At 66.1% G+C, this 14,580-nt stretch carries 15 protein-coding genes; 6 read left to right on the top strand and 9 right to left on the bottom strand.

The genetic code is table 11. The features are described from left to right. Positions 1-77: 77 nt before the first annotated feature. Both HDG32_RS31630 and HDG32_RS31625 read left to right on the top strand, forming a co-directional pair. Positions 78-1,319, top strand: a complete 1,242-nt coding sequence (locus HDG32_RS31630; protein ID WP_409340070.1) for an extracellular solute-binding protein — start codon at positions 78-80, stop codon at positions 1,317-1,319. Further along, positions 1,319-3,157, top strand: coding sequence for a diguanylate cyclase domain-containing protein (locus HDG32_RS31625; RefSeq protein ID WP_184073373.1), 1,839 nt, complete (start codon positions 1,319-1,321; stop codon positions 3,155-3,157). Before HDG32_RS31630 ends, HDG32_RS31625 begins: the two co-directional genes overlap by 1 nt. 116 nt (positions 3,158-3,273) lie before the next feature. Here HDG32_RS31625 and HDG32_RS31620 read toward each other — a convergent pair whose 3' ends face one another. The 7 genes from HDG32_RS31620 to phnG are packed head-to-tail and all read right to left on the bottom strand — an operon-like array spanning position 3,274 to position 9,193. Beyond that, on the bottom strand, positions 3,274-4,407 hold the full coding sequence (locus tag HDG32_RS31620) for an alpha-D-ribose 1-methylphosphonate 5-triphosphate diphosphatase (protein ID WP_184073365.1): 1,134 nt from the start codon (positions 4,405-4,407) through the stop codon (positions 3,274-3,276). 36 nt (positions 4,408-4,443) lie between these two features. Then, entirely contained in the window at positions 4,444-5,220 is a 777-nt protein-coding gene (phnL, locus tag HDG32_RS31615; protein WP_184073363.1) for a phosphonate C-P lyase system protein PhnL, read from the bottom strand. Between the two features lie 8 nt (positions 5,221-5,228). Continuing rightward, positions 5,229-5,999 carry a phosphonate C-P lyase system protein PhnK gene (phnK, locus tag HDG32_RS31610; protein ID WP_090809511.1) on the bottom strand — a complete coding sequence of 257 codons (771 nt, stop codon included), beginning with the start codon at positions 5,997-5,999 and terminating at the stop codon, positions 5,229-5,231. Beyond that, positions 5,996-6,934, bottom strand: coding sequence for an alpha-D-ribose 1-methylphosphonate 5-phosphate C-P-lyase PhnJ (locus HDG32_RS31605; protein ID WP_184073360.1), 939 nt, complete (start codon positions 6,932-6,934; stop codon positions 5,996-5,998). Before HDG32_RS31605 ends, phnK begins: the two co-directional genes overlap by 4 nt. After that, the gene (locus tag HDG32_RS31600) at positions 6,931-8,067 is read right to left on the bottom strand and encodes a carbon-phosphorus lyase complex subunit PhnI (RefSeq protein ID WP_184073358.1); all 1,137 of its coding nucleotides are present in this window, start codon (positions 8,065-8,067) and stop codon (positions 6,931-6,933) included. The genes HDG32_RS31605 and HDG32_RS31600 overlap by 4 nt, the downstream gene beginning before the upstream one ends. Then, the gene (gene phnH, locus HDG32_RS31595; protein ID WP_184060655.1) at positions 8,067-8,678 is read right to left on the bottom strand and encodes a phosphonate C-P lyase system protein PhnH; all 612 of its coding nucleotides are present in this window, start codon (positions 8,676-8,678) and stop codon (positions 8,067-8,069) included. Before phnH ends, HDG32_RS31600 begins: the two co-directional genes overlap by 1 nt. Continuing rightward, positions 8,678-9,193, bottom strand: a complete 516-nt coding sequence (gene phnG / locus HDG32_RS31590; protein ID WP_184073356.1) for a phosphonate C-P lyase system protein PhnG — start codon at positions 9,191-9,193, stop codon at positions 8,678-8,680. Before phnG ends, phnH begins: the two co-directional genes overlap by 1 nt. 179 nt (positions 9,194-9,372) lie before the next feature. Between phnG and phnF the strand changes: the two genes are divergently transcribed. From phnF to phnN, 3 genes are read left to right on the top strand one after another with little or no spacing between them, the layout of a single operon-like run. Continuing rightward, a complete protein-coding gene (gene phnF / locus HDG32_RS31585; RefSeq protein WP_184073354.1) occupies positions 9,373-10,131 on the top strand; it encodes a phosphonate metabolism transcriptional regulator PhnF in 759 nt (252 codons plus the stop codon). Continuing rightward, positions 10,128-10,892, top strand: a complete 765-nt coding sequence (locus HDG32_RS31580; protein ID WP_184073352.1) for a DUF1045 domain-containing protein — start codon at positions 10,128-10,130, stop codon at positions 10,890-10,892. The genes phnF and HDG32_RS31580 overlap by 4 nt, the downstream gene beginning before the upstream one ends. Beyond that, positions 10,889-11,440, top strand: a complete 552-nt coding sequence (phnN, locus tag HDG32_RS31575; RefSeq protein WP_090809526.1) for a phosphonate metabolism protein/1,5-bisphosphokinase (PRPP-forming) PhnN — start codon at positions 10,889-10,891, stop codon at positions 11,438-11,440. The genes HDG32_RS31580 and phnN overlap by 4 nt, the downstream gene beginning before the upstream one ends. Before the next feature lie 15 nt (positions 11,441-11,455). Here the strand turns inward: phnN and HDG32_RS31570 are convergent, their stop codons facing one another. Beyond that, on the bottom strand, positions 11,456-12,364 hold the full coding sequence (locus tag HDG32_RS31570; RefSeq protein ID WP_184039306.1) for a LysR family transcriptional regulator: 909 nt from the start codon (positions 12,362-12,364) through the stop codon (positions 11,456-11,458). A 111-nt stretch (positions 12,365-12,475) separates the two neighbouring features. On the opposite strand from HDG32_RS31570, the gene HDG32_RS31565 reads away from it, so the two are divergent. Further along, complete coding sequence (locus HDG32_RS31565) at positions 12,476-13,666, top strand: M20 aminoacylase family protein (protein WP_184073350.1); 1,191 nt, start codon at positions 12,476-12,478, stop codon at positions 13,664-13,666. A gap of 84 nt (positions 13,667-13,750) precedes the next feature. Here the strand turns inward: HDG32_RS31565 and HDG32_RS31560 are convergent, their stop codons facing one another. Continuing rightward, positions 13,751-14,575, bottom strand: coding sequence for an IclR family transcriptional regulator (locus HDG32_RS31560; RefSeq protein ID WP_018424811.1), 825 nt, complete (start codon positions 14,573-14,575; stop codon positions 13,751-13,753). Between the last annotated feature and the right edge of the window lie 5 nt (positions 14,576-14,580).

Raw genomic sequence — 14,580 nt, 5'->3', positions numbered from 1 at the left:
CGTCGGATGGCCGTCAAGATTCAAATTCCGCGCGTTTGCGCTCGCTCAAATGGCCTTTCTGCTCAACGGTGTTATGCATGCACACGATGTTGTTCACGGCGGATCGAACAGGCTGTCGTAAACAGACTTTTAAGCGACAAATCGCGAGCGCCGGCGTGCGGGCTCGCGCGGCATTATTGCAACGCCGTTTTTTTGACAGTTTTTTGTCGAGCGTTACATCGGGATTTTCATCGATTGGCTCATCCGGATTTTCGTGCGACGTTTTTTCCGGGGTTTTACCCCGCGTGTCGCGCGTTCTGATAGGCGCATTGCTGTGCGCGGGTTTCGGCGCGGCGACGCCCGCAGCGGCCGCCGAGAAAGTGCTGCACGTTCTCGCATGGCCCGGCTATGCGGACCCGGACGTCGTGAAGGCGTTCGAAGCGCGCTACGGCGCGAAGGTCGAGGTCACGCTCGTCGATTCCGATGAGGCGCTGTGGGCGCAGATGCACAGCAAGGGCGCGCCGCCGTTCGACGTACTCGCCGCCAACACCGCCGAAATCCGCCGCTATACGCAGGCGAATCTGCTCGCGCCGCTCGATCTCGCGAGTCTGCCGAATACGAAGAAGCAGTTGCCGCGTTTCCAGGCGCTCGGCTCGATCGACGGCCTGACCTCGGCGGGCAAGGTATACGCGATTCCGTTCACGTATTCGTCGATGGGACTCATCTACGATCGCAAGCAGATTCCGGTTGCGCCGCATTCGATGCTCGAACTGTGGAACCCGCGCTATCGTGGCAAGGTGCTCGACTTCAATAGCGCGCAGCACAACTTCTCGTTCACCGCGCTTGCGCTCGGCTATCCGCATCCGTTTCAACTCGACCCCGCGCAGATGCGTACGATCGCGCACAAGCTCGTCGATCTGCGCCGCAACCTGCTGACCTACTACACGCTGCCCGAGGAGGCGACCGCATTCTTCATCCAGCACAAGGTCGCGTTGATGTTCGGCAACTACGGCACGCAGCAGGTGCAGTTGCTGCGGCGCGCGGGCGCCGACGTCGGCTACGTGATTCCGGACGAAGGCGCGCTCGCGTGGCTCGATTGCTGGTCGATGACGCGCGCGGCGAGCGACCAGCCGCTCGCGCTCGCATGGATCAACTACATGCTCGAGCCGAGCGTGAGCGCGTTGCTGACACAGCGCCAGGGGCTCGCGAACACGCTGACCGAGCCGGCCGAAGGCAGCGCCAACGCGCACATCGTCTGGATCAGTCCGGTGGAAGATATCGAGCGCCGCGAGCAACTGTGGACGCGCATCGTGTCGGGCGACCGTTCGGAGCGCTTCTGATGCTGCATCGCGGCCTGACCTTCAAGCTATCCGTGCTGCTCGCGTGCATCGGCGTGCTGGCGTCGGGCGCGACCGGCTATTACGCGTATCGCGCGAATCGCACGATGCTGGTCAACGAAGCGGAGCACAGCCTGCAGACGTCGACGGAGCTGCTCGGCCAGCGCATCGCGGTATCGATCGACGACGTCGCGGCGGACGCGCTCGTGCTCGCGACGATGCCGTCGTCGGTGAGCGTCGCGCAGACCGACGACGGTATCGGCCCGAACCTCGGCCGCGAGCGGCTCGCGCAGGTGTATTCGAGCTTCATGCTGCACCACCCGGAGTATCTGCAGGTGCGGCTGATCACGCGGCAGCATCACGGTCTCGAACTGATCCGTTTCGATCGCGACAGCGATGGCCTCGTGCGCGTAGAGGGTGACGATTTGCAGGAAAAAGCTCAGTTTCCCTACGTATTCGAAACGCTCGCGTTTTCGCCGGGCCGCATCTACACGTCGCCGATTTCGGTCAATCACGAATCCGGCACGCATGCGGCGCAAGGCAAGCCGACGCTGCGTCTCGGCACGCCGATCGCGGATGCGCGCGGCACGGTGGTCGGCGTCGTCGTAATCGACGTCGATCTGGCCGGCATGCTGCGGCGTTTGCAGAGCGATCTGCCGAGCGACTATCAGGTCTATCTGGCGAACGAGTGGGGCGACTTCCTGATCCATCCCGACGCGTCGAAAACCTTCGGCTTCGACCGCGGCCGGCGCGTGCTGATGCAGGACAGCTTCCCGGCCACGAAGCAGCTGTTCGAGCAACGCCAAAGCGAGGTGCTCATCAACGGTCTCGCGAGACCCGGCGAGGCGGCCGGCCGTGTGCTCGCGTTCGTGCGGCGGCCGTTCGGCGGTTCCGAGGGCAACCGCTTCATCGTGCTCGGTCTCGCGAAGCCGCTCGAGGACGTGCTGACCGGCGCCAATCAGCTCGGTACGCGGATCATTCGCATGGTGCTGGTGTTCAGCGCATTGTCGGTACTGCTGGCGATCCTGTTCGCGCGAGCGCTGACCAAGCCGCTGCATCTGCTCGCGTATGCGGCGACGCACCTGTTCGCCGACCACGCGATGCACACCTTACCGCTCAAACGCACCGACGAAATCGGCGTGCTCGCGCGCTGCTTCGAGCGTTTGCGTTGCGAAATCCGCGCGCAGATGGATACGCTGCACAGCAAGCAGAGCGAGCTCGTGCATCTGGCCTCGCACGACGTGCTGACCGGTTTGCCGAACCGCATGCTGTTCATGCAGAAGCTCGAGAACGCGATCGAGGAGGCAAGCTTCCGCCGCGAAGGCCTCGCCGTGCTGTTCGTCGACCTCGACCGCTTCAAGCAGATCAACGATCAGTTCGGTCACTCGGTCGGCGACAAGGTGCTGGTCGCGGTCGCACGCCGTCTGAAGGACGTGCTGTATGCCGGGGACGTGGTCGCGCGGCTGGGCGGCGACGAATTCATCGTGCTGATCGAAGGGCAGCGCGCGGCCGAGGTCACGCCAGAAATCGCCGAGCGCATCATGGACGCGCTGAACGAAACGCTGACCGTCGACGGCAATAGCATGACGGTCGGCGCGAGCATCGGCATCAGCGAGTTCCCGCACGACAGCGGCAATGCCGAGGAACTGCTGCTGAACGCCGATGCCGCGATGTATGCGGCGAAATCGGGTGGCCGTTGCGCGTATCTGCGCTATCAGGATCTGCTCGCCATGCGACTCGACGAACAGGCTGGGCAGGCGAGGGCTGCCCAGGCCCAGCTGGCCCACGCGCACGCCGCGCGCGATGCGACCGAGGGGCGCGAGGCGGAGCCCACCGCGTGACGCGGTTTTACCCGCGCCGCTGAGGGTTTTCTATTGCCACGCCGCGATCGCGCCGCGAATGAGCCGGAGCGTGTGCCGTTGTCGACCTGAGAAGCAGGCGCGCTCAACCAGCCCACTCAAACGATCCGCACCCCTGCGCGATAAGTCGCGCGCGGCACCGGCAGCTTGTCGAGCATCGTCACGCGCACGAGATCCGCGCGCAGGCCGGGCTCGATCGCGCCGCGGTCCGTGAGACCGGCGGTGCGCGCCGGCTCGGCCGAGACCGTTGCCATCGCGCGCGGCAGCGACCAGCCCGCTTTTTCGACGAGATCGAACACCGCGGTCAGCAAGCTCGACGGCACGTAATCCGACGACAGAATGTCGAGCAGGTCCGCGCGCGCGAGTTCGAGCGCCGACACGTTGCCCGAATGCGAGCCGCCACGCACGATGTTCGGCGCGCCCATGATCGTCGCGATGCCATGCTCGCGCGCGGCTTGCGCGGCGATGCGCGTGGTCGGGAATTCGGCGAGCACGATGCCCTCGGCCTTCGCCTGTTCGACGTGCTCGATCAGCGTGTCGTCGTGGCTCGCGACCGGAATGCCGAGCCGCCGGCAACGCGCGACGATCTCGCGGCGGTGCTCATCCGCGTAACGCTCCTGTTCGACCGCGAGTTCGGCGAGCGTGCTCGCGACACGCTCGTCGCTCATCTTGCCGTTGCGCTCCTGGAAGCGGCGCCATTGCTCGGGGTCGTGCCATTGGCGCTGGCCCGGCGTATGGTCCATCACCGACGCGAGCCGCAGCAGCGGATGCGCGCACAGCGAATCGAATACCTCGAGCACGTCGGCGGTCGCGATCTCGCAGCGCAGATGCAGAAAGTGCTCGGCGCGCAGCAGTCGACGCGTGGACAGCCGCAGCAGCGAATCGGCGCATTGCGTTTGCACATCGCGGTTACGCAGCCCAACGTTCGAGCGCGAGCCGATGGCGAGCGCGTCGAATACCGTCGTGATGCCGGCTGCGGCGACCTGCGCGTCGTGAATCACGAAGGCCGCGTCGGTATTCCATTCGACGCCGGGACGCGGCACGAGGTGCTTCTCGAGGTTGTCCGTATGCAGTTCGATCAGACCGGGCAGCAGATAATCGCCGTCCCAGTCTTCGGCGTCGCGCGCCAAACCCGCGCCGCGTTCGACGTCGCGAATCACGCCGTCTTCCACGCGCACGGTGCCAATGAATTCTTCGTCTCGCGTCACGATGCGAGCGTTGCTGATCAACATCGACTTGCTCCGTAGTCAGTCGGGACTGGTGTCAATTTAGTGCCGCAGCGGCGGCCGCAGTTCCAGGCGGCGCGTCGCGACCTTGTTGCGGGTCTCTTCGTCGTGAAAGATACCAACGATCGCCGCGCCGCGCTCGCGCGCCTCGACGATCAGATCGGCCACAACGTCGCGGTTTTCCGCATCGAGCGAAGCGGTCGGTTCGTCGAGCAGCAGCAGCGGATGTTCGGCGATCAAACCTCGCGCGATGTTCACGCGTTGCTGTTCGCCGCCCGAAAATGTCGCGGGCGCGAGGGACCACAGACGTTCCGGCACGTTCAGCCGCGCGAGCAATTCAGCGGCGCGCGCGTTTGCTTCAGGTTCGGCGACGCCGTGCAAGACCAGCGGCTCGGCGACCAGCGCAAGCGTCGGCACGCGCGGGATCACGCGCAAAAACTGGCTCACATAGCCGACCACGCGACGGCGCAGCCGCAGCACGTCACGCGGTTCGGCACCGGTGATTGCAATGGGCCGGCCTTGATCGCTGGTGTCGCGGATCGCGATCGAGCCGCTGCTCGCCAGATAGTTGCCGTACAGACAGCGCAGCAGCGTGCTCTTGCCCGCACCCGACGGCCCGACCAGCACCACGCATTCACCGCGCTCGACCTCGAGCGACACGTTCGCGAGCGCGTCGATTCGCACGCCGCCCTGGCCGTGCAGCGTGAAAGTCTTGCCGATGCCGATGGCGCGCAGCATCAGCGCCGCGTTGTCGGCGAAAGCGCGCTCGCCGTGGCGTGCATCGCTGCGTGCGTCAATGACTACCTCAGTGGATTGCATCGTAAACCTCAAACCGGAAGAACCGAGGAAACCAGCGTTTGCGTATACGGGTGCTGCGGATCGTCGAGCACCTGATCGGTCAGACCCGCCTCGACGACTTCGCCCGCCTGCATCACCATCAGCCGATGCGCGAGCAGACGCGCGACGCCGATATCGTGCGTGACGATCAGCACCGACAGATGCAGCGTCGAGCTCAGCGTGCGCAGCAAATCGAGCAGACGCGCCTGCACGGACACGTCGAGACCGGCGGTCGGTTCGTCCATGAACACCAGACGCGGACCGGTGACGAGATTGCGCGCGATCTGCAGACGTTGCTGCATACCGCCCGAAAACGCGGCGGGGAATTCGTCGATGCGCGTGGGGTCGAGCTCGACGTGCTCCATCCATTGCGTGGCTGTGCGGCGAATTTCGCCGTAGTGGCGCGCGCCGACCGCCATCAACGGCTCGCCGATGTTGGCGCCGGCCGATACGCCGCTGCGCAGGCCATCGCGCGGATTCTGCTGCACGAAGCCCCACTCGGTGCGCGTCAGCAGACGGCGGCGCGGCTCGGACAGCGCGCGCAGATCGAGCGAGTCGCCATGCGACGCGGTGTAGTGCAGCGAGCCGCTATCGGCCTCGGTCTTCAGCGCCAGCGTGTTGAGCAGCGTGGTCTTGCCCGAACCCGATTCACCGACGATGCACAGCACTTCGCCCGGATACAGATCGAAACTCACGTTGCGGCAACCGTTGCGGCCGCCATATTGTTTGGTGAGCGCGCGTGCGCTCAGAAGCGGCGTCATGCGGATTCTCCTTCGCGCGTGGCGTGGGGCAGCGGCGCTTGCGCTTCGATAGCGCCGTCGCCGTCGCCGCGCCGCCCGTGACAGTAGTCGCTGTCCGAGCACACGAACATGCGCGTGCCCGCATCGTCGACGATCATCTCGTCGAGAAAGCTTTCCTTCGATCCGCACAGCGCACACGCGTGCTGCCACTTCTGCACTTCGAACGGATGATCGTCGAAGTCGAGGCTGCGCACCGGCGTATAGGGCGGAATCGCGTGAATGCGGCGCTCGCGGCCCGCGCCGAACAGTTGCAGCGCGGCGTTCATATGCATCTTCGGATTGTCGAACTTCGGGATCGGCGACGGCGAGCTCAGATAGCGATGATTGACGATCACGGGGTAGTCGTACGTGGTCGCGATGCTGCCGTGATGCACGATGTCCTCGTACAGTTTCACGCTGATCAGCCCGTAATCGGCGAGCGCATGCAGCGTCTTGCATTCGGCGACGCGCGGCTCGAGCCGGTACAGCGGCTCGGGCATCGGCACCTGATAGACGAGGATCTGCCGCTCGGTCAACGGCGTTTCGGGAATCCGGTGCCGCGTCTGGATGATCGTCGCTTCGCTCGTGTGCCGCGTGGTCGCCACACCCGTGGTGCGCGCGAAGAAGCGGCGGATGTTGACGGCGTTGGTGGTTTCGTCGGAGCCCTGATCGATGACCTTCAGCGTGTCCGTCCTGCCGATGATCGCGGCCGTCACCTGGATGCCGCCGGTGCCCCAGCCGTACGGCAGCGGCATTTCGCGCGACGCGAACGGCACCTGGTAGCCCGGCACGGCGACTGCCTTCAGCAGCGCGCGGCGCAGCATGCGCTTGGTCTGCTCGTCGAGATACGCGAAGTTGTAGCCGTGCGCGGCGGTGTCGCATGAGGTGTTGGCAACAGCGGTGTCGGGCGCGTTCATGCTGCCTGCTCCTTGTCGGTGGCGCGGCTTGTTTCATCGTTGCTGCGATGCTGGGCGCGCAAACGCCGCACCAGTTCCAGCTCCGCCTGGAAGTCGACGTAATGCGGCAGCTTCAGGTGCTGCACGAAGCCCGACGCCTCGACGTTGTCGCTATGCGACAGCATGAACTCGATGTCCTGCGTCGGTGACGCGAGCGTCTCGCCGAGTTCTTCGGCGCGCAACGCGCGATCGACGAGCGCCATCGCCATCGCCTTGCGCTCCGAGTGGCCGAACGCGAGGCCGTAGCCCTGCGTGAAGGTCGGCGGCACCGTGCCGCTGCCCGCGAACTGGTTGATCATCTGGCATTCGGTGATGTCGATATCGCCGATGTCGACCGCTTCGCCGAGTTCGTCGAGGTCCATCTCGACCGCGATCGTGCCGAAACGGATCTCGCCCGCGAACGGATGCGAGTGCGCGTAGCCGCGTTGCGTCGCATAGCCCATCGCGAGCAGAAAGCCTTCGTCGCCGCGCGCGAGATTTTGCAGACGCGTCGCGCGGCTCGCCGGAAACGCGAGCGGTTCACGCGACAGGTCGCCGGGTTCCGCGCCGTCGGGTGTCGGGCGCTCCTGTTCGATCAGGCCTTCCTTGTCGAGCAGCGACACGACTCGCGGCATCGATTCTGACGCTGGCGGTTCTTGCGGAACGGGCGCGTTGCCGCGCGTCACGTCCTGCCGTGCGTCATCACCATCGGCCAGCAACGCGAAATCGAGCAGACGCTGCGTGTAGTCATAGGTCGCGCCGAGCAGCTGGCCGCCGGGCAGGTCCTTGAACGTCGCCGAGATGCGCCGCTCGACCTGCATCGTTTCGGTATCGATGGCGCGCGTATAGCCGAAGCGCGGCAACGTGGTGCGATACGCGCGCAGCAGGAAAATCGCCTCGACCAGATCGCCGGCCGCCTGCTTGATTGCGAGCGCCGCAAGCTCCTCGTCGTAGACCGAGCCTTCGGTCATCACGCGTGCGACCGCGAGCCGCAACTGCTCGCGAATCTGCGCGACGCTCAGTTCGGCGATTCGCGTATCGCCGCGGCGCGCTTTGTCGAGCAGGCGCCACGACGCTTCGATCGCGCGTTCTCCACCTTTGACGGCAACGTACATCAGTTCACCTTCGCTTCGGTTGTGCGCGGCAGGCCGATCACGCGCGGGCCGCAAACCAGATAACAGTCGATGCCGCACGGAAACAGCGGCGCGAGCATTGCGCGTTCTTGCCAGAACCGCGCGGGAAGACCGACCGGCGAAATCGTTTCGGCATCCAGAATGCCGGGGCCGCTCAGCGTGACCGCTGCGCCGCCCGTCAGCGCGTCGACGCGGATCAGCAACGTGGCCGATTGTTCCGGTGACTCGGCGCTGCCGGGCGCGAAGCTTTCGAGCGATGGCAACGCGTCGGCATCGTGCACATACACGAACGCGGCGTTGCCGGGCGCATCGACGAGCGGCGCGCCGGTATGAAAACGCAACGCCGACGCGAGCGCGGGATCAGGCTGCGCGAGCCACACCGGCGTCGCGTAGTCGCAGAGCGTCAGCAGTGCGGCAAACGCGGCGGGTTCGACCGGCGTGTTGCGCAACTCGGGCAGCACGTCGCGGATCACGCCGATCGTGCCGGGCCGCGACAACGCGTCGAGCAGCGTGCGAAACACGGCTTGGGTATCGTGGACCGGGTCCGCGAAACCCGGCGTCAGCGTGGACAACGCAATCGGTGAACGTTCCATCAGTCGCCTCGCACCATCGTGAAGAATTCGACGCGCGTCGCCGCGACGTCCTGTTGCTGTTGCGCGCCCCGGGCCTGCTGTTGCGCGGCGAATGGCTCGATCAATTGACGATGCAGGCTGTCGTGATGCTCGGGCATCTGCAGCAAGGCATCGGCGAGCGCGGCAAGTTCGGCGCGACGGCGGTCGCGTCCCAGATGGCAGGCGACGCCGACGGTGGCTTCGGCGTCGCCGCTGGCATGCAGACGCAGCGTGGCGCGCGTGACCGTGGCTTCGCCGAGATTGAACGGATCGCCGCTGCCGCCGATGCGCCCGCGCACCATCGCGAGGCCGATTTCAGGGGGGCGCAGCCAGTCGTAGGCGGGGGTGGGGCGGCCTTGCAGCGCGCGCTGCAGCGCGGCTTCGAGGTCGGCGCGCGGCGTGCGCGCCAGCACGGCCATCCAGGCGCGCCGCGCCGCCGAAGACACGGCCGGCAACGGCGAAGACGGTGGATGGGGTGGAACGGAACTCGGGCTCATCGGATTTCCTGTCGATCCAGCGAGTGGGCATTGAAGCATCTATTCATCTAAACGTCTAGACGTTTATAAGCATAGTTGTCTGGACTGTTGTGCGCGGCGGACGTTCATATTTTCATCACGGCTCGCGCACTACAATGCACGTCATGGCGATCATTTGAACCGAAGGGAATGACAGCACCATGACATCGAACGACAGCGCGGCGCCGGCCACGACGCTCGAACGCGGCGCGGGCGTGGCCGTCTGGAGACAGATCGAACAGATTCTCGCCGCAGAGATCACGGCAAGCGGGTTCGGCGAAGAAGGGCGGCTGCCGAGCGAGGGTGAGCTGGCGAAGCGCTTCGACGTCAACCGTCACACGGTGCGCCGCGCGATGCTCGGCCTCGCCGCGCTCGGCCTCGTCAGCGTCGAGCAGGGGCGTGGCACGTTCGTGCAGCCCGGCGCGATCGACTATTCGATCGGCCGCCGTACGCGTTTCACCGAGAACCTGCGTCAACAACACCACTCGCCCGCGGGCACGATGCTGTCGGCCGCGCGCGTGAAGGCCGAGCCCAGTGTCGCGAAGGCGTTGGGTCTGCGCGCGGGCGCGGCGGTCTATCGCATCGAATCGCTGAACGCGTCGGACGGCGTGCCGCTCACGTACGCGCGCAGCTGGTATCCGGCCGCGCGTTTTCCGGATTTGCCGGAGGTCGTGCAACGCCTCGGCGGCACGACGAAAGCGCTGGCCGAATTCGGCGTGGACGATTATCTGCGCAAGTGGAGCCGCATCGGCAGCGTGCTGCCCGAGCCGGAAGTCGCGCGGCGGCTCAACATCAACCGTCAGCAGCCGGTGCTGTGGGTCGAGAACGTCGACGTCGATCTGCGGGGCACGCCGGTCAAATACGGCTTCACGCATTTCGCGGCCGATCGCGTGCAACTGCTCGTGGAGCATGACCTGTGAGCGGCCCCGCATGGAGTGCCGAAGCGCGCTTTGCGCTGTACTACGCGCCGTCGGTTGAATCGGCGTGGTGGCAGGCCGGCTCGACATGGCTCGGCCGCGATGCGCACAGCGGCGAGCGCCGCGCGCAGCCGCAGCCGCCAGGCCTGACGCGCCCGCTCGCCGCATTGACCGACGCGCCGCGCCGCTATGGCTGGCATGGCACGCTGGTCGCTCCGTTCCGGCTCGGCGCCGGCGTCACGCAGCCCGACGTGCTCGCGGCCGCGCGAGCCTGGGCGCTCGCGCAGCGGCCGTTCACGTTGCCGGTAGAAGCGGCCACGCTGGGCGACTTCGTCGCGTTGCGACCGGCCGATGCAGATGGCGAGACGCGCATTCGCGAACTCGCGTCGAACGCGCTGCAGTCGCTCGACGGGCTGTGCGCGCGGCCGTCGGCGGCCGATCTCGAGCGACGGCTCGCCGCGCCGCTCAGCGAACGCCAACGTGCGTTGCTGTTGCGATGGGGCTATCCGTACGTGTTCGACGAGTTCCGTTTTCATATGACGTTGTCCAGTTCGCTCGCCGTTGCCGACGAGCGCGCGACGCTGATCGCGTGGTGGCGGGAGCGCACGCCCGCGCTCGGGCCGCTCGCTGTGGATCAGGCCGCGCTGTTCGTCGAGCCGGCGCCGGGCGAGCCGTTCGTGCTTTGGCAGCCGCTGCCGTTCAGCCACGGCGCGCAACCTGGCGATCGCACGAACAAGCAGCAAGACGAGGTGAGCAGCCAATGACTGGGCGTTTGATCTATGTGATGGGGCCGTCGGGCGCGGGCAAGGATTCGCTGCTGCAGTTCGCGCGGATGCGGCTCGCCGGCGAGCCGCTCGTATTCGCGCATCGTTACATCACGCGGCCGAGCGGCAATGGCGAGGTGCATGTTGCACTAAGCGTCGAGGAGTTCGCCGCGCGCTCGGTGCTTGGCCTGTTCGCGCTCGAATGGTCGAGCCATTCGCTGCGCTATGGCATCGGCATCGAACTCGATGCGTGGCTCGCGCGCGGCTGCACGGTGGTCGTCAACGGCTCGCGGCAGTACCTGCAGCATGCGCTCGCGCGCTATCCACGCGCGGAAGTGGTGCACGTGAGCGCCGCGCCGCATATTCTCGAAGCACGGCTCGGCGCGCGGGCGCGCGAATCGTCGGAGCAGGTCGCGGCGCGGCTCGCGCGGCGCGCGCCGTTTGCGTTGCCGGCCGGCGTGCGCTGCACGACGATCGACAACTCCGGCGCGCTCGAAGAAGCGGGGCACGCATTGATCACGGTGCTCAAGGAGCAGGTGAGCGCGTAGCGCAAGCACGCGGCCTTACTGCACGGCTCCCATCCGCTCCCGCGTCACCTGCCGCAAACATGCGACGAACTGCTGCACGGCCGGCGTCGGCAGCAGATCGCGTCGCGAGATGATGCTCAGATCGTAGTTCGGCAGCGCGTCTTCGATCTGTGCGACGCGAATGCCGAGCGGCGCGACCCTCTGCGCAAGCGGCCGCGTGAAGCAACTGATCACGTCGGTCTGCGACACGAGCCCGAGCGTGACTGCAAACGACGACGGCGCGCGCAGCAAGCGCTTCGGTACCGGCAAGCCGTGCGCGCTGAACATCGCCATCATCACGCTGTGCGGGAAGTGGTCGGCGCCCACCGTGACGATCCACTCGGCGTCGAGCAGCTCGGACAGACGCGTGACGTTCGCGAGCGGATGGCCAGCGCGCATCGTGACGACGAACTGCGTCGAGTACAGCGGCACCTGCACCAGATCGTTATCCAATGCCAGAACGTGATGGATCGCCGCGAGATCGAGCGCGCCGTTGCGCAGACGCGCGAGCGCGTCGGGCACCGTCACTTCCTCCAGATGCAGACTCACGAGCGGCATCCGCTCGCGAAAGCTCGACACCGCATGCGGCAGTACCGTCAGCGCCAGCGATGGCATCGTGCCGACGCTGACCTTGCCGGCCAGTTCGCCCTTGACCTGCTCGACGGCCTCGACCGTGCGGCGCATGTCGCCGAGCAACTGCTCGGCGCGCGGCAACAGCGCGAGCCCGCACGCGGTCAGCTCGATGCCGCGCACGCTGCGCACCATCAGCTCGGCGTTGAGCGCGCTTTCCAGCTCGCGAATCGTATGCGTGACGGCCGGCTGCGTGACGCCAAGCTCACGCGCGGCGGCGCGCAGACTGCGGTGATGCGCGGCGGCGACGAAGGCCTGCAACTGCTGCAGCTTCATAAGGGTAACCCCGTATATAAGACCTGTTAATCAGGGTGAAAAAAATAGCATCTTATTTGAACAAAACGGCGTGGCTATAGTGCGAGGCTACTCACTGGAGCCATACAAACTATGAACGAGACCCCGCGTTTGACCGAAGTGTCCGATCTGGAACCCGCCGCCGCGAGCCTGCGCGAGATTCGCCATCACATTCACCACCATCCGGAACTCGCGTACGAGGAAGTGCAGACCGCGGCGCTCGTCGCGGAAAAACTCGAACAGTGGGGCTGGCAGGTCACGCGTGGGGTCGGCAAGACCGGCGTGGTCGGCACGCTGAAAGAGGGTGGCGGCAAGCGCAGCATCGGCATTCGCGCAGACATGGACGCGTTGCCGATCATCGAACAGACCGGCCTGCCGTACGCGAGCGGCACCCACGGCAAGATGCACGCGTGCGGCCACGACGGTCACACCACGATCCTGCTCGGCGCCGCGCAACGTCTCGCGGCCACGCGCAATTTCTCGGGCACCGTGCATTTGTATTTCCAGCCGGCCGAGGAAAGCGGCATCGACAGCGGTGCGCTGAAGATGATCGACGACGGCCTGTTCGAGCGCTTCCCGTGCGACGCCGTGTTCGGCCTGCACAACCATCCGGGAGCCGAGCCGGGCGTGTTGCTGTTCCGCAAGGGACCGTTCATGTCGGCGGGCGACAAGGCGATCATCACGATCGAAGGCGTCGGCGGCCATGCGGCGCGTCCGCATCTGACCGTCGATCCGGTCGTGGTCGCCGCGAGCATCGTGATGGCGCTACAAACGATCGTCGCGCGCAACGTCGATCCGTCGCAGCCCGCCGTGGTGACGGTCGGCTCGATCCACGCGGGCACCGCGAACAACGTGATTTCCGGCAGCGCGCGGCTCGAACTCAGCGTGCGCTCGTTCAGCCCCGAGGTGCGCGCGTTGCTGAAGAAGCGCATCACCGAACTGGCCGAGTCGCAGGCCGCGAGCTATGGCGGCAAAGCGCACGTCGAGTACATCGAAGGCTATCCGGTCGTCATCAATACGGATGCCGAAACGGATTTCGCGGTGCAGGTCGCGCGCGAACTGGTGGGCGACGACAAGGTGGTCGAGCAGACCGACATCCTGATGGGCAGCGAGGACTTCGCATTCATGCTGCAGAAGCGGCCGGGCACGTTCCTGCGCATCGGCAATGGCGTCGGCGAGGACGGTTGCATGGTGCACAACCCGCACTACGACTTCAACGACCGCAGTCTGCCGATCGGCGCGGCGTTCTGGGCACGGCTGGTGGAGCGCTATCTCGCGCAGTGAGCGCTTGATGCACACGCCGCGGCGCGCACGAGGCGTGCGCGCCCGGAAGCTCATCACCGCGCGGCCGGAGCCGCGAAACGTTCATTAGCCGCGCCGCGCGACCATCTCCGAGACTGTCTGCGCGGCTCGCTGCAGCGGTTCCAGGAACGCCTTCACCATCTGTTTGGCCGAATTGCGCTGTGCGTTGCCGCTGATGTTCATCGCGGCGATCACGCGGCCCTGGCGATTGCGAATCGGCGCGGACAGCGAAATCAAGCCGCCTTCGAGCTCCTGATCGACGATCGCCCACCCCTGGCGACGCACCTGCTCGATCAGCTTCTTCAACTCTTGCTTGTCGGTGACGGTGCGCGGCGTGTGCGCGTAGAGCGGCGTCGAGTTCAGCGTCGCGTCGAGCGTCTCGTCGTCGAGCGAGGCAAGCAGCACGCGGCCCATCGACGTGCAGTACGCGGGCAGGCGGCTGCCGATCGACAGGTTGATCGTCATGATCTTGTGAGTCGGCACGCGCAGCACGTAGACGATCTCGGTGCGATCGAGCACGGCCGCGGAGCAGCTTTCGTGCACCTGCGCCGACAGGCTTTCCATCACCGGTTCGGCGAGATTCCAGAACGGCATCGAGGTCAGATACGCGAAGCCGAGGTCGAGAATCTTCGGCGTCAGACGAAACAGGCGTCCCTCGGCTTCCACATAGCCGAGTGTTTGCAGCGTCAGCAGGATCCGGCGCGCGCCGGCGCGCGTGAGGCCAGTCGCCGCGGCGACGTCGGTGAGCGTCTGTTCAGGCCGCGTCGCGTCGAACGCGCGGATGACCGCGAGGCCGCGCGCGAACGACTGCACGTACGAGTCGCCCGGTTTCTCCGGGGCCGGTTCGGCGTTGGCGGGCGCGACGGAAGACGGCGGCAGGGCTTTGCTCATGGACC

It is taken from the genome of Paraburkholderia sp. CI2, from assembly GCF_014201055.1.
Taxonomy (GTDB): Bacteria; Pseudomonadota; Gammaproteobacteria; order Burkholderiales; family Burkholderiaceae; genus Paraburkholderia; species Paraburkholderia tuberum.
Note: the sequence above shows the minus strand (reverse complement) of the source record. Positions and strands in the feature narration are given on the sequence as shown.

Bases quoted from the DNA above. Each gene is read 5' to 3' on its own strand.
- HDG32_RS31630 (WP_409340070.1), top strand. From the start codon at position 78: ATGCACACGATGTTGTTCACGGCGGATCGAACAGGCTGTCGTAAACAG.
- HDG32_RS31625 (WP_184073373.1), top strand. From the start codon at position 1,319: ATGCTGCATCGCGGCCTGACCTTCAAGCTATCCGTGCTGCTCGCGTGC.
- HDG32_RS31620 (WP_184073365.1), bottom strand. From the start codon at position 4,407: ATGTTGATCAGCAACGCTCGCATCGTGACGCGAGACGAAGAATTCATT.
- phnL (WP_184073363.1), bottom strand. From the start codon at position 5,220: ATGCAATCCACTGAGGTAGTCATTGACGCACGCAGCGATGCACGCCAC.
- phnK (WP_090809511.1), bottom strand. From the start codon at position 5,999: ATGACGCCGCTTCTGAGCGCACGCGCGCTCACCAAACAATATGGCGGC.
- HDG32_RS31605 (WP_184073360.1), bottom strand. From the start codon at position 6,934: ATGAACGCGCCCGACACCGCTGTTGCCAACACCTCATGCGACACCGCC.
- HDG32_RS31600 (WP_184073358.1), bottom strand. From the start codon at position 8,067: ATGTACGTTGCCGTCAAAGGTGGAGAACGCGCGATCGAAGCGTCGTGG.
- phnH (WP_184060655.1), bottom strand. From the start codon at position 8,678: ATGGAACGTTCACCGATTGCGTTGTCCACGCTGACGCCGGGTTTCGCG.
- phnG (WP_184073356.1), bottom strand. From the start codon at position 9,193: ATGAGCCCGAGTTCCGTTCCACCCCATCCACCGTCTTCGCCGTTGCCG.
- phnF (WP_184073354.1), top strand. From the start codon at position 9,373: ATGACATCGAACGACAGCGCGGCGCCGGCCACGACGCTCGAACGCGGC.
- phnN (WP_090809526.1), top strand. From the start codon at position 10,889: ATGACTGGGCGTTTGATCTATGTGATGGGGCCGTCGGGCGCGGGCAAG.
- HDG32_RS31570 (WP_184039306.1), bottom strand. From the start codon at position 12,364: ATGAAGCTGCAGCAGTTGCAGGCCTTCGTCGCCGCCGCGCATCACCGC.
- HDG32_RS31565 (WP_184073350.1), top strand. From the start codon at position 12,476: ATGAACGAGACCCCGCGTTTGACCGAAGTGTCCGATCTGGAACCCGCC.
- HDG32_RS31560 (WP_018424811.1), bottom strand. From the start codon at position 14,575: ATGAGCAAAGCCCTGCCGCCGTCTTCCGTCGCGCCCGCCAACGCCGAA.